This is a genomic window from Porticoccus sp. (genome assembly GCF_041592135.1).
GTDB lineage: Bacteria > Pseudomonadota > Gammaproteobacteria > Pseudomonadales > Porticoccaceae > Porticoccus.
Map to the genome: position 1 here is coordinate 1 of NZ_JBFHQR010000055.1, position 12,808 is coordinate 12,808.

At 61.3% G+C, this 12,808-nt stretch carries 13 protein-coding genes; 3 read left to right on the forward strand and 10 right to left on the reverse strand.

The genetic code is table 11. The features are described 5' to 3' along the window. The 3 genes from ABY948_RS06720 to arsS form a co-directional block, all read right to left on the reverse strand. A partial coding sequence (locus ABY948_RS06720) for a hypothetical protein (protein ID WP_461481751.1) occupies nt 1-192 on the reverse strand: 192 nt, incomplete at its 3' end. After that, entirely contained in the window at nt 189-869 is a 681-nt protein-coding gene (locus ABY948_RS06725) for a TIGR04283 family arsenosugar biosynthesis glycosyltransferase (protein ID WP_461481752.1), read from the reverse strand. The genes ABY948_RS06720 and ABY948_RS06725, both read right to left, overlap by 4 nt. Then, nucleotides 869-1,846, reverse strand: a complete 978-nt coding sequence (gene arsS / locus ABY948_RS06730) for an arsenosugar biosynthesis radical SAM (seleno)protein ArsS (protein WP_461481753.1) — start codon at nt 1,844-1,846, stop codon at nt 869-871. The genes ABY948_RS06725 and arsS overlap by 1 nt, the downstream gene beginning before the upstream one ends. 123 nt (nt 1,847-1,969) lie before the next feature. Between arsS and cobB the strand changes: the two genes are divergently transcribed. Next, entirely contained in the window at nt 1,970-2,683 is a 714-nt protein-coding gene (cobB, locus tag ABY948_RS06735) for a Sir2 family NAD+-dependent deacetylase (RefSeq protein ID WP_461481754.1), read from the forward strand. Here the strand turns inward: cobB and ABY948_RS06740 are convergent. Genes ABY948_RS06740 through ABY948_RS06750 form a run of 3 tightly spaced genes read right to left on the reverse strand, consistent with a single transcriptional unit; the run spans nt 2,680 to nt 6,921 of the window. Further along, nucleotides 2,680-3,798 (reverse strand): M14 family metallopeptidase, encoded by a 1,119-nt coding sequence (locus tag ABY948_RS06740; protein WP_461481755.1) that lies wholly within the window; start codon nt 3,796-3,798, stop codon nt 2,680-2,682. The two genes, cobB and ABY948_RS06740, sit on opposite strands and share 4 nt — an antisense overlap. 60 nt (nt 3,799-3,858) lie before the next feature. Then, entirely contained in the window at nt 3,859-5,346 is a 1,488-nt protein-coding gene (locus ABY948_RS06745; protein ID WP_461481756.1) for a glutamate--cysteine ligase, read from the reverse strand. Nucleotides 5,347-5,388: 42 nt separating this feature from the next. Then, nucleotides 5,389-6,921, reverse strand: a complete 1,533-nt coding sequence (locus tag ABY948_RS06750) for an FMN-binding glutamate synthase family protein (RefSeq protein ID WP_461481757.1) — start codon at nt 6,919-6,921, stop codon at nt 5,389-5,391. 170 nt (nt 6,922-7,091) lie between these two features. Here ABY948_RS06750 and ABY948_RS06755 point away from each other — a divergent pair, with 170 nt between their 5' ends. Next, entirely contained in the window at nt 7,092-7,622 is a 531-nt protein-coding gene (locus ABY948_RS06755; RefSeq protein ID WP_461481758.1) for a DUF2062 domain-containing protein, read from the forward strand. Between the two features lie 20 nt (nt 7,623-7,642). Here ABY948_RS06755 and ABY948_RS06760 read toward each other — a convergent pair whose 3' ends face one another. Genes ABY948_RS06760 through ABY948_RS06770 form a run of 3 tightly spaced genes read right to left on the reverse strand, consistent with a single transcriptional unit; the run spans nt 7,643 to nt 10,835 of the window. Further along, nucleotides 7,643-8,881 carry a lipoprotein-releasing ABC transporter permease subunit gene (locus tag ABY948_RS06760; RefSeq protein WP_461481759.1) on the reverse strand — a complete coding sequence of 413 codons (1,239 nt, stop codon included), beginning with the start codon at nt 8,879-8,881 and terminating at the stop codon, nt 7,643-7,645. A gap of 6 nt (nt 8,882-8,887) precedes the next feature. After that, nucleotides 8,888-9,601 (reverse strand): lipoprotein-releasing ABC transporter ATP-binding protein LolD, encoded by a 714-nt coding sequence (gene lolD, locus ABY948_RS06765; RefSeq protein ID WP_461481760.1) that lies wholly within the window; start codon nt 9,599-9,601, stop codon nt 8,888-8,890. Continuing rightward, nucleotides 9,591-10,835, reverse strand: a complete 1,245-nt coding sequence (locus ABY948_RS06770) for a lipoprotein-releasing ABC transporter permease subunit (RefSeq protein ID WP_461481761.1) — start codon at nt 10,833-10,835, stop codon at nt 9,591-9,593. Before ABY948_RS06770 ends, lolD begins: the two co-directional genes overlap by 11 nt. Nucleotides 10,836-11,017: 182 nt before the next feature. Here ABY948_RS06770 and ABY948_RS06775 point away from each other — a divergent pair, with 182 nt between their 5' ends. Beyond that, entirely contained in the window at nt 11,018-11,320 is a 303-nt protein-coding gene (locus tag ABY948_RS06775) for a hypothetical protein (RefSeq protein ID WP_461481762.1), read from the forward strand. Between the two features lie 119 nt (nt 11,321-11,439). Here ABY948_RS06775 and sthA read toward each other — a convergent pair. Continuing rightward, on the reverse strand, nt 11,440-12,808 hold a 1,369-nt coding region (sthA, locus tag ABY948_RS06780), incomplete at its 5' end, for a Si-specific NAD(P)(+) transhydrogenase (RefSeq protein ID WP_461481763.1).

Consider the following 12,808-nt stretch of genomic DNA (forward strand, 5'->3'; position numbering starts at 1 on the left):
CTCGGTGTACCATAGTTCCTGGTGAGCGAGCTTGCCGCGCCGCTGGCGATTGAAGGCGTGCTCTACCAGGGCACAGTGCAGTGCCAGGCAACCTTCATCCCCGAGGGCCGGACGCAGGCGTGTCTTGACGGCTCCGGAGCGAGGCGCCCTGGCAAACTGCACCAGGCAGCCGTCGGGAAAGGCCAGCGTCATTGGGGAGTATCGGGATAGTAGCGCTGCCACAGCGCGCGCGGGGAGACGCCGACAAAGTAAGCCAGTCGCAGGCACCACATCTGCAGGACGGTTTTGAGAATACCCCGCTGCTCCCAGCGGCGACTGGAGGTCAGCACCGGCGCGCCCAGCACGACGGGCCTGACAAGGCGTTTCAGCTGGCGGCAGAGGGCCACGTCCTCCATCAGCGCAATGGCTGGAAAGCCGCCCCGCTGTTCAAACAGCTCGCGCCGCACAAACAGCGCCTGGTCACCGGTGCCGATACCGGTGAGGCGCGAACGCCAGGTCATGGCCCGCTCAATGACCCGGAACAAGCCCTGTTTGCCACTGAGTCGGACAGGGAAAAATCCCCATTGCGCAGCCGCCAGCCAATGGGGTGCGAAGCCCTCCGGCAGACGGGTATCGGCGTGCAGAAACAGCAGGTATTCGGCATTTGATTGTCCGGCGCCGGCATTCATCTGCAGCGCCCGCCCCGGCGACCCACTGATTAGCCGGTCGACGTGGGGGTGGGCCAACACCATGGTGTCATCGCCGCTGCCGCCATCCACCAGGATAATCTCGACACCGGCTCGGCGCAGCGGAGCGAGACTGCGGAGGCAATCACCGATCTGGGCCTGTTCATTGAGCACCGGAATCACCACACTGAGGGACGGGGGCATCAGACCAGCGCTCCACCACAGCTACTGCCCTGTCCGGCGGTACAGCCATAACAGTGCTCACCGATGGCGATCGGCTGCCCGATCAGGTCATCGTGGAGCAGATCGCGCAGATGACGCGAGCGGGTTGAGGCGATCAGGACGGCAGAATCGGACGCCATGGGCAGCTCTAACATCTGGTTAAAATCGCAATCGTAAAGGTAACCCTGCCAATCCACGCTGACCGTGTCGCGACACATCAGCCCGGCGAGGTTGGATGACTGGAAATTGTCCCGCAACAACTGCATATACGCCTGGTATGCCCCCTTGGCCAACAAGCTCGCCCCAAAGCGGCTGATGGGCATATTGGCAAGGGTGTACAGGCGGTTAAAACGGATACCGAAATCCTCCAGCAGACGCTGCTGGTAATCCCGTTCCAGCGGCTGTTGTGGGGGGGGCAGAAAAGCGCCTCCGGGGTTGTAGACCAGGTTGAGGGGCAGTTGCGGGTCGCTGCCGTAACCCAGCGTGTTGAGCAACTGAAGCGCCTCGATACTCTGTCGAAAAACCCCTTTGCCGCGCTGCTGGTCGACATTGTTCTCGGTATAACAGGGCAGTGAGGCGACAACGGTAACCCGCTGCTGCGCCAGGAACGCTGCCAGGTCCTCATAACCGGGCTGCAGCAGGATCGTCAGGTTGCAGCGGTCAATCACCTCGACCCCCAGCTGCACCGCTTCCGCCACCAGATAGCGGAAGTGGGGATTCATCTCCGGGGCGCCACCGGTCAGGTCCAGGGTGGCGGGACGACGCTGGCGCAACACCGCCAGTAGCAGTTCGACAGTTTCCCGATCCATCAGCTCCGTGCGAGTGGGGCCGGCGTTGACATGACAGTGGCTACAGCTCTGGTTGCACAAATAGCCCAGATTGGCCTGCAGTGTGGCGAAACCGGTTCGTTGCAACGGGGGAAAGTCTGTTTCCAGCAATAGCGGTCTGGTGTCTTGCATAGGGGCATTCTGCCAAGCTGAGAGACTGTCTGCATGTGACCGGCAGCCACAGGAAAAGTTTACCGGTGCCGATACTGACAGGTAGTATTATTCCGGTTTTAGTACAGCAGGGAAATCACCCCCATGAGCAACCTCCCCTACCAGTCGATCGTGGTGCTGACCGGCGCCGGTATTTCAGCGGAGTCGGGCATCCGCACCTTCCGCGCCAGTGATGGCCTGTGGGAGGAACATCGTATCGAGGATGTGGCCTCGCCGGAAGGCTTTTTGCGGGACCCTGCCACCGTGCATCACTTTTACAACCTGCGCCGCGAGCAACTGCTGCATCAGGGCACAGCGCCCAATCCGGCCCATCGCGTGCTGGCGGAATTTGAAGCCCGCTTCCCCGGCAAGTTCACCCTGGTGACCCAAAATATCGACAATCTTCACGAACAGGCGGGCAGCCGGGCACCCCTGCACATGCACGGCGAATTGCTGAAAATGCGCTGCGGTCACAGCGGGAGGATTTTCGACTGCCTGGAGGAGACATCGCCCACATCGGTTTGTCCCTGCTGCGGCGCACCGGGCAACCTGCGCCCACATGTGGTGTGGTTTGGGGAAATGCCCCTCTATATGGATGCTATTTACGCAGCACTGGATGCCTGCGACCTGTTCATCGCCATTGGCACTTCCGGCAACGTCTATCCGGCGGCGGGATTTTTCGAAGTGGCCCGCGCTGCGGGCGCCCATACCGTGGAACTCAACCTGGAACCTTCCACCAATGGCTCCCACTTTCGAGAACAGCGCTACGGACTGGCCTCGGCCATCGTACCCGCCTACTTGAATAGCCTTTGCGCCTAACCCGATAGCACACCACCCTTGCCCTCTCCGGCAAATACCGGCCAGTGATCGTCGGACGGCGCTTCCTCCCGCTGGTGGTAGGCTTCCTTGACCGCATACAGCAGGCAGTCACTGACCGCAATGAGCGGCGAAGTGGTCACCATAAACAGCTTCAATGTGATCGCGGGGTATAGCTTGCCTTCCCTGGCCACAAAATACTGCTCGATAACATTGTTTCCCAGGGCATCCACCAGCCTGAGTGCATCCAGTCCCCGCGCCCCTAGCCAGGCGAGGGGTGAACCGGGCCGGGCCACACCAAAATTGCGCCGGTCGATGTGCAGCGGCAAGGTGATATCCATGCCCGGGCGGGGCTGGTCCGCATAGCAGAGACTGGCCCCCTCAAGCAGCTCAAGGCGCACCGGATGGCGATAGATATCCATTTCCAGCATGCCTTCCCGTATGCCCTCATCCACCTGGGCCAGGTTCTCCGCCCCCATAAAACGTTGCAGGCCCTGCAGGGCGATGTGGTCCGAGAGTACCTGGGCGGCCCCGCCGCACTCGACCGTCAGAATGGGACAGCCGAGATCACTGACCTCCATCAGGGCGCCCAGGCGAATGTCGGTCACAACCAGCCGGTGGGTAAACAGTGCCGCCAGTTCCAGGAAACAATTGTGTTCGGCAGCGCACACGGCAAAGGCCGGACCGTCGCCCGAGGTGTTATGGAGATCAATGACCGCCTCCGGGGCGTGCTCGCGAATCAGCTCCAGCAGCGCGCGCGCCAGCTGCCCCTGTTCCCCGTCAAATGGTGGCCCAAACAAGCGATTCATATCCCGCTGACAATTCAGGAAGCGGTGGCTGAACCCCGGTTCGGCCAGCGCGGCTGCCACCGAGACAATGGCCAGCAGGGTGGTCACCTGCGGCTGAAATTCGTCGCGCAATAATTGGTGGATGGCCTTCAGCCCGGAGGGTTCGTTGCCGTGCAACAAGGTGACCACAAAGCGACAGCGACTCCCGTCCCGACCGTCCAGGCGGATCAGGGTCGGGGCTGACAGTTCGCGCAAAAAGTCCTCCACGGTCTCGGGAATCCGTGACGGAGACGGATTGTGAAGTACCCGGAACGCTGCGAACTCTGACATAAAACGGCTGATACCTCGCTGTCATTTACCCAAATTTTAACACCGCCTACCGACGACCGCTCACAGGTCCGGCCAGCGGGCCACCGGGATGTTCTGCTCTGAAAAGCGGCGATAACCCTGCACCAGATCCTGGCTGGCCTGCTGGCGGGAGCATTGGCCCGCCAGCAGGCGGTTGAATTGCCGCAACTGCCAGCTGGCACCGGTCTGTCGGCACTGTAGGCGCTCTTCAATCAGCGCCAGCCAGCGGGCAGTTTCACCCGGGGCAACACCGATCTCCACCAGTCCCTCCCCGGCAAGGTGCAAGAGCTGTCGAAGCACATCGACCAGAGGCCGCTCCGTCAGTCCATTCTGTCGGGCAGTGGGCCAATAAACCATGGCCTCCATGCCAAACTGGGCGGCGCGATAAAAATTCTCGCAGGCACAGGGAAATGGCTGCGCCGACAACAATGGATCAATTCCCCGCGCCAACCCCTGTGCCAGGCCGATAAACAGGGCGGCATTCGCCACCATGTCGGCGATAGAGGGTCCGGCGGGCAGCCCGCGCATTTCGATGCGCAGGTGAGGCTCCCCGCCCGGATCGTAGATGGGTCGGTTCCAGGACCAGATGGTGCCATCGTGCAAGCACAGTTCCGCCAGTTTGGGCGTGCCCCCCCTGGCCACCACGGCCAACGGCTCTTCGTCGCTGACGATGGGAATCAAGGGCGGATAGAGCTGTACTGTTTCGCGAAACAGTTCGAACGGGCTGTGGCGCAGCCAGCCATGGCCAAAGCTGACCCTCGGTGGTGGACAGCGCAGTCCGGGCACGGAAACCAGTCCGTCGATGGCCTGGCAGAACAGTGGCACCCGGGTTTCCTGCCACAACCGGTGCCCCAGCAACAGCGGGGAGTTGGCCGCCACCCCGATCATCAACGGGGTGATCAACTGCACCGCATTCCAGAGCCTGACAAAGTCCGTGCCGGCCGGGCGGTAGTGAATCTGGAAGGAGGTACAGGCCCCCTCCACCGTCACATCTTCGTGCACCAGCTGCATCACATCCTGGCCTTCAATGCGGATCCCGCGGCTGCTGTCCCGGCTCTGTCGGATCGCCTCCGCCAGCACGTGATAGCGGGGAATATCGGTCATCGCCTGGGGGCCAAAATCGCCTTCGCGGAGAGTTGGCAAGATGCCGATGGCAAGCACCGAGCCATCCCGCCGGGCCATGAAGGCGCGCAACAGCGACAGCTTGTCCAGCAGCTGTTGTTGCAGAGCGGAAAAAGGTTCGCCACGGGCCTTGACCGGCTCGAGGTTGAGTTCCAGGTTGTAGCGGTTCAACTCCAGCGTCAGCCCCGCGTCCCTGAATGCCCGCTGCACCAGCAGGTTATCCGGAACGGGATAGCCGTCGCCGTCCACCAGGTACAGTTCCAGTTCGGCACCGATACTGGCTTCACCCGCGCCAAAACCGGGGCGCTGCAACACCCGTTCCAGGGCATCCAGACAACAGTGCAGCTTGCTCTGGAATGCCTGGAAGTCCTCGCTGCGGAAGCTGGCCTGCTGAATTGACTGGCCCATCAGCTTTACTCCCCCCGTATCAGGGGCTGACTTGAACCTTAATTATGGCCCCTGTTCCGGAAACCGACTCAGGTGGGCGCCTCGGGGCACCGTGGGAAAGAGCTTTTCCAGGCTCTCGGAACGGCCCGATGCCGTTTCCATACGGGCGTGTTTGCGACGCAATTGACGCGGCTCCAGCACACCACAGGAGTGGGCGATCATGCCCACATCATAGGTCATATTGAACACATAGTTGGCCACCCGCTCCGATTTGAGCGTCGGGTCGAGCCCCTTTTGCAACCTGGGGTCGTGGGTCGTCACCCCGGTGGGGCAGGTATTTTTGTTGCACTGCATGGCCTGGATACAGCCCAGTGAGAACATGAAACCCCGCGCGGAGGTGACGAAGTCAGCCCCCATGCAAAGTGCCCAGGCCACGCCGGAGGGGACAATCATCTTGCCGGAGGCCACCACCTTGATGCGTTCCCGCAGCCCGTAGCCATTCAGCAAGTCCACCACGGCGGGCAGACTCTCCCGAATCGGCATGCCCATGTAATCCATCAATGCCTGGGGTGCCGCACCCGACCCGCCTTCGGCGCCGTCCACCGTGATGAAATCCGGGGCCGATTCAATACCGCGCGTTAGAATCAAGTCGAACAGCTCTGCCAGCCAGTCGGTATCGCCCACCACGCCCTTGAACCCCACCGGCTTGCCGGTTGCCCGGCGCACCTGCTCAATCATGTCCAGCAAGTCGGCGGCATTGGCGATTTCCGGATGACGGTTGGGGCTGATGGCATCCTGGCCGATGTCGATGGCGCGGATACGGGCCACCTCCTCGGTCACCTTGGCCGCGGGCAGAATACCGCCCTTGCCCGGTTTGGCGCCCTGGCTCAACTTGATTTCGAACATTTTCACTTCCGGATAAGCGGCAACGGCCGCCAGCCGCTCCTCACTGAGCAGCCCTTTGGCGTCGCGAACCCCAAATTTGGCGGTGCCAATCTGGAACACCAGGTCGCAGCCCCCTTCCAAATGATAGGGCGCCAACCCGCCCTCGCCGGTATTCATCCAGCAACCCGCCCTGGCCGCTCCGCGGGACAGGGCCCGCACCGCCGGCTTGGACAGGGCGCCATAACTCATACCGGAAATATTGATAATGGACGCGGTGGTGTAGGGATGCTCACAGTAGGGGCCGATGGTGATCGGACTGGGCGCCACCGCGTCCTCCCCCCGGGTGGGGTAAGCGCAGTTGACAAAATAGATGGACCCCACCGGCCTGAGATCCCGGGTGGAGCCGAACGCCAAAGTGCGATCCACATCCTTGGCCGCGCGGTAGACCCATGCCCGCTCGGCCCGGTTGAAGGGCATTTCCTCGCGGTCCATGGCATAGAAGTACTGGCGGAAGAACTCGCCCATGTGCTCGAACAAATAGCGAAAGCGGCCAATCACCGGGTAATTGCGGCGCACCGCGTGTCGGGTCTGGGTGACATCGATGATGTACAGCACAGCCACCCAGATCAGCCCCAGCCCCAACGAGACCACAAACAGGGCCGCCAGCGAGTTGAGAATGGCATATATCCAGTTCGAGGCCGCAAGCTCCATAAACCAACCTTTCAAAGTCCTGTCCAGGGGGCACGGCGACACCGGATCGGCGCCCCCGCCTGTCGCCATGTTACGCTTGCGCCGCGTCCAATCCAATTGATCTTAACGGTGGAGTAAGCGTTTAAAACTGGGCATAATCGCCGCCTCAATTGCTGCTGACTGGCGATGTTATGCCCAGAAAGACCCTGCGCCGGTTTTTGCCAGACCCGCACAAAACGGTTCAACTGCGCCCCATCCGCTGGATGGGTCCGCTGTTGCGCGATCCCAACCTGTTCCATATCAACCGCTATTCCATTGCCTCTTCGTTTTTGATCGGCCTGTTCTGCGCTTACCTGCCCCTGCCCGGTCAAACATTTATCGCCGCACTGCTGGCCCTGATTTTTCGCACCAATCTGCCCGTGGCAGTGGGCCTGATCTGGGTCAGCAATCCCCTCACCATTCCCCCCATGTTCCTGTTTGCCTACAGCGTCGGCATCTGGCTGCTGGGCCACCCGGAAACCCACTTTGCCATTGAACTCAGCTGGGACTGGGCGGCGGCCCAGGGCAGTTCCATCTGGCTGCCCCTACTCACCGGCTCGCTGCTCTGCGGACTGGTCAGCGGTGCACTGGGCTATCTGACGGTGCTGTTTCTGTGGCGCTGGAAGGTGATCAAGAATTGGGAGCGCCGCAAGGCTCGCCAGGGTCGGCCACAGCAGCCCTGATTGGGCGCGATCAAAATTCCCTACTCGTAGCGAAGCACTTCGGCGGGGCGGGTGTTGGCGGCGCGAAAGGCCGGGTACAGGGTGGCCAGAAAATTCAATCCCAGAGCCACGGTCACAATCATGGCGACGTCGCCCCATGAAAGTGCCGACGGCAGGTAATCAATCGGGTAAATTTCCGAATTGAGCAGCTGGTGCCCTATCAATCCTTCCAGCCAGCGAGCAATGGCGGTGATATTGAGGGCACCGATCACCCCCAGCACCCCCCCCAGACCGGCGCCAAACACACCAATCAGAAACCCCTGCGCCAGGAAGGCGAGCACGATCTCCGCCCGGCTGGCACCCTGGGTTTTGAGAATGGCAATTTCGGCACGCTTGTCGATCACCGTCATCATCAGCATGGAAATCACGTTGAACACCGCAATGGCGACGATCAGGAACACCAGCAGTGACACCAGGTTGCGCGACATTTTGATCGCCTGGAAAAGATTGCCGTGGGTTTGCAACCAGTCGGAAAAATGGAAACTTCCGGGCAGTGTGGCCAGCAATTCGAAGCCGGTCTGGCGGGCCTTGAAAAGATCTGCGACCCGCACCTGCATCCCCTGTGGCAATGCCCCGTTGCCCGCCAGTTGGGAAGCCTCACCCAGATTCACCAGCACCAACCCCTGATCCAGGGCGGTGTGGGTGGCGAAGGTGCCCAGCACAGTGAAGACCGCCACCGTCGGGGCCTGTTGCGCCACGCCCTCGCCGCTGTGGGAGGGCAGCAGCAGGGTGACCCGGTCGCCGGCACCCAGCGACAGCTTCTCTGCCACCACCGCGGCCAGCAGCAGACTGCGGGGCTGTTGCGCCAGTGCCGACAACAGATCGGCCGCGACGAACTGGCCAATAAAGGGTTCGCTCAGGGACGGTTCAATGCCCATCACTTCCACCGGCCGGGTTTTGCCCCGGCTCGCCAACATGCCCTCCAGACGGGTAAATGGCATCACTGCGGTGACATTGTCATGCTGGGCAACCCGCTGGCGCAGTTGCGCTTCGCGCTCAATGCCGCTGCTGCTGAACAGCCGGATATGGGGCACCGCGCCGAGGATTCTGGACTCCATCTCCCGGTCAAAACCGTTCATGACGGAGGCCACCAGGATCAGCAGGGCGACACCGAGCACCAGCCCCAGCATGGCCAGCAGGGAAATAAACGACACCAGTCGATTGGCGCTACCGGAGGTAAAATTGCGCAGGGCCAGGTAGAGCGGCAGCGGTCGAAACACCAGGCCTCACTCCACTCGCTGTTTGATGCTGTCAGTGGTATCCAGCAGCTGGCCGTCACTCAGGGAGAGCACCCGGTCCATGCGCGCCGCGACCCGCGGGTCGTGGGTCACCACCACAAAACTGATGCCCAGTTCCCGGTTCAGGGATAACAGCAACTGCAACACGGTCTCAGCCGTCACCGGGTCGAGATTTCCGGTGGGCTCGTCCATCAGCACACAGGCTGGATTGGCCACCAGCGCCCGGGCAATCGCCACCCGCTGGCGCTCGCCACCGGACAACTCCGGGGGCTTGTGGTCGAGGCGGTGGGACAATCCCACTTTGCCGAGCACCTGGCTGGCCTGTTGCCGGGCTTCGGCAACCGATCGCTTGCCGATCAGCAGCGGCATGGCGACGTTTTCCAGTGCGCTGAACTCGCCCAGCAAATGGTGAAACTGGTAGACGAAACCGAGATGCTGGTTGCGCCAGCGGGCTCGCTGGGATTCCCCCAGTGGCGCCATATCCTGCCCCATCACCCAGACGGTTCCCCGGTCGGGATCATCGAGCCCCCCCAGCAGGTTCAACAGGGTGGTTTTCCCCGAACCGGATGTGCCGACAATCGCCACCCGCTCGCCCCGGCGGACATCCAGCCGCAGATTGTTGAGGACGTCCACGGTGGCGGAACCCTGCCGGTAATGCCTGGACAGGTCGCGGCACTGAATGACAAGCTGCTCAGTGGTCATAGCGCAACGCCTCCGCGGGCAATACTTTTCCGGCGCGGGCTGCCGGATACAGGGTCGCCAGGACGCTGAGCACCAGGCCGAGCGCGCTGATCAGCGCCACATCCTGCCACATCAGTCGGGAGGGCAACTCACTGATGAAATAGATGTCGGGATCAAATACCTGAAAACCGACAACGCGCTCCAGCCAGCCGACCAGGTCGCCAATGGTCAACGCCAACAGACAGCCCAGCAGTGCCCCGGTCAACACCCCGAACAGGCCCACGGCACCCCCCTGCACGGTAAAAATTCGCGACACCGTGTGGGATTCCGCCCCCAGGGTGCGCAGTACCGCGATGTCGCGGCGCTTATCCGCCACCATCAGGGTCAGGCTGGCAACAATATTGAACGCCGCCACGGCGACGATCGCCGCCAACATCAACCCAACCACTTTTTTCTCCATCTCGATTGCCTGAAAAAGATTGCCCATCTCGCCGGTCCAGGTTTTGACCTGCGGCCCCTCGGGCAGGCTATTGCGCAACCGCCCGGCGACCGCATCAACCCGATAAGGATCGCTCACCCGCAACTGCACGCCGCTGACCCGATCGGCCATGCGGTAGAGCTTTTGAGCATCGCGGTAGTGCACGAAGGCCATACCGTTATCCACCTGGGCGCCCACCTGAAAGACGCCCAACACCCGGAAGCGCTTGTAGCGGGGGAAAATGCCCGCCGGGGTGACATTCAGTTCCGGCAGTGACAGCACCACCTGATCACCCCTGATCACCCCCAGCGAGCGCGCCAACAGATTGCCCAGCACCACGCCGTATTCGCCCGCTTGCAACAGTGCCAGCTCACCAATAAGCATGTGTTCACCGATGGGGCTGACCGCTTTTTCCCACGCCGGATCAATACCGTGAATCATCACACCCTGGCTGGCCGTATCCGATGACAGCAGGCCATAGCCCTCTATAAAGGGCGCAAACGCCTCGACCTCGGCATCGGCCAGCGCCCGATTGCCAAGCACCTGCCAATCGCTGACGCCCTGTTCGTCTACGACCGTGATATGGGAGACCACATTGAGAATGCGCTGGCGGATTTCCCGGTCAAAGCCATTCATCACCGACAGCACCAGAATCAGCGCCATCACCCCCAGCGCCATGGCAACAAAGGACAGCAGCGAGATAAAAGAAACAAAACCATTGCGCCGCTTGCTACGAATGTAGCGCAGGCCAATAAACAGTGGTAGGTTGGCATTCATGGCTTGGCATTTAATCGGAATACCCTGGGGCAAACAAGCGACGATTCTGTGATTGACCGCCTGTTTATGCCCTCCCCCTGGATTTTGCAGTTGCACTTGCCACAATTCTGCTTACTATAATCAACAGTGATGCTGCAAACCTCGGATATGCCGGTTATTGTTGAGATCAAGGAAATTAGACTATGAAGACGCTTTTGCTACTGCCCCTTGTCGCCCTCCTCTCCCTGCCGCTGGCTGCGGAGCAGGTGGTGGTTCCGGTCGGGCAGCAGGCAGCCGAAAAGCAGGCCCTCCAGCGCCCCGCTCGTGGCATCAGCAAGGACAAAGTCAGGGAGCAGTTTGGCGAACCCCTCAGCATGCAGGGCGCGGTGGGGGAGCCGCCGATCTCGTCCTGGGAATACGCCGATTTCCTGGTGTATTTTGAGCACGACCTGGTACTTCACTCCGTGCTAAAACGCGCCGAGCAGCCGTCGGCAGAAACACCCTGAGCCTCGGCTGAGCCGATCCCCAAAACTCCCGCCCCCCAAAACAAAAGGCGCCAACTGCTGGCGCCTTTTTTATTGCCGGATCCAGTCAAGGCCCAGCGCTATCCGGCTCGACGCCGCTTTTAGATCACCAGTTTTCTCGACTCGCGGCACAGGCGATTGATGCCGTTGATGGCGGCGATGCGATAGGCCTCCGCCATGGTCGGGTAGTTGAAGGTGGTGCGGATGAAATACTCGATGCTATTGGCCTCGCCCGTCTGGTTCATGATGGCCTGGCCGATGTGAACAATTTCCGCCGCCTCGGCGCCGAAACAGTGAACGCCAAGCACTGCCAGGGTCTCCTGGTGGAACAGGATCTTCAACACGCCCACTTCCTCACCGGAGATGTGGGCCCGGGCAATATTCTTGAAATAGGCGCGGCCGATCTCGTAGGGCACCTGCTGTTCGGTCAGCTCCGATTCGGTCTTGCCGACATAGCTGATTTCCGGAATGGTGTAGATGCCGGTGGCCACATCCTCCACGTGGTATTCGCGGGCGGTACCACACATATGCGCGGCGGCAAAGCGCCCCTGGTCGTAAGCCGCGCCCGCCAGCGCCGGCCAGCCCACCACATCGCCGGCGGCATAGACGTGGGGAACGGTTGTCTGGTAGTGCTCATTGACTTCCAGTTGACCGCGCCCATCGGTTGCCAGGCCGAGCGCGTCCAGCCCCATGTTGCGAGTGTTACCGGAGCGACCGTTGCACCACAGCAGCGCCTCGGCGTGGATGCGCTTGCCGGATTTCAACTCCATGGTGATGCCGTTGTTGCGGGTTTCGATCTTGGCGTATTCCTCGTTGTTGCGCACCGTCACGTTGAGGTCCCGCAGGTGGTAGCTCAGGGCGTCAGAAATTTCATCGTCGAGGAATGACAGCAACCCGGAGCGGGTGTTGACCAGATCAACCCGCGTCTCCAGCCCGGTAAAGATGGATGCGTATTCACAACCGATGACGCCGGCACCGTAGATAATAATATTGCGCGGGGTGCGATTGAGCTTGAGGATCGAATCGCTGTCGAAAATACAGGGGTGGGAAAAGTCCACATCTTCCGGGTGATAGGGACTGGAGCCGGTGGCGATCAGGAAAAAACGGCTTTTGATGGTTTCCCGGGTATGATCGGGTTTGTTCAGGGCTATTTCGTGGCTGTCGATAAAACTGGCGCGGCCCACATGAAAGCGAATGCGGTTGCGGGAGTATTCGCGGGTGCGGCCGTCAACCTGCTTGCGAATCACCTCGTCCGCGGCCTGCATCAGCTCTGGAAACGAGAACCAGCGCGGTTCGCCCACGGCGCGAAACATCGGCATGGTATTGAACTGCACCATGCGGCGCACTGAATGACGCAGTGCCTTCGAGGGGATGGTGCCCAGGTGGGTACAGTTACCACCCACCTGCGGGCGCTCGTCGACCACCGCAACAGACCAGCCCTGCTTCACCGCCGACATGGCCGCGCCCTCA

Excerpts from the sequence above, each read along its gene's own strand:
- lolD (WP_461481760.1), bottom strand. The coding sequence starts at position 9,601 with ATGACCACTGAGCAGCTTGTCATTCAGTGCCGCGACCTGTCCAGGCAT.
- cobB (WP_461481754.1), top strand. The coding sequence starts at position 1,970 with ATGAGCAACCTCCCCTACCAGTCGATCGTGGTGCTGACCGGCGCCGGT.
- ABY948_RS06750 (WP_461481757.1), bottom strand. The coding sequence starts at position 6,921 with ATGGAGCTTGCGGCCTCGAACTGGATATATGCCATTCTCAACTCGCTG.
- ABY948_RS06745 (WP_461481756.1), bottom strand. The coding sequence starts at position 5,346 with ATGGGCCAGTCAATTCAGCAGGCCAGCTTCCGCAGCGAGGACTTCCAG.
- ABY948_RS06775 (WP_461481762.1), top strand. The coding sequence starts at position 11,018 with ATGAAGACGCTTTTGCTACTGCCCCTTGTCGCCCTCCTCTCCCTGCCG.
- arsS (WP_461481753.1), bottom strand. The coding sequence starts at position 1,846 with ATGCAAGACACCAGACCGCTATTGCTGGAAACAGACTTTCCCCCGTTG.
- ABY948_RS06725 (WP_461481752.1), bottom strand. The coding sequence starts at position 869 with ATGCCCCCGTCCCTCAGTGTGGTGATTCCGGTGCTCAATGAACAGGCC.
- ABY948_RS06755 (WP_461481758.1), top strand. The coding sequence starts at position 7,092 with ATGCCCAGAAAGACCCTGCGCCGGTTTTTGCCAGACCCGCACAAAACG.
- ABY948_RS06740 (WP_461481755.1), bottom strand. The coding sequence starts at position 3,798 with ATGTCAGAGTTCGCAGCGTTCCGGGTACTTCACAATCCGTCTCCGTCA.
- ABY948_RS06770 (WP_461481761.1), bottom strand. The coding sequence starts at position 10,835 with ATGAATGCCAACCTACCACTGTTTATTGGCCTGCGCTACATTCGTAGC.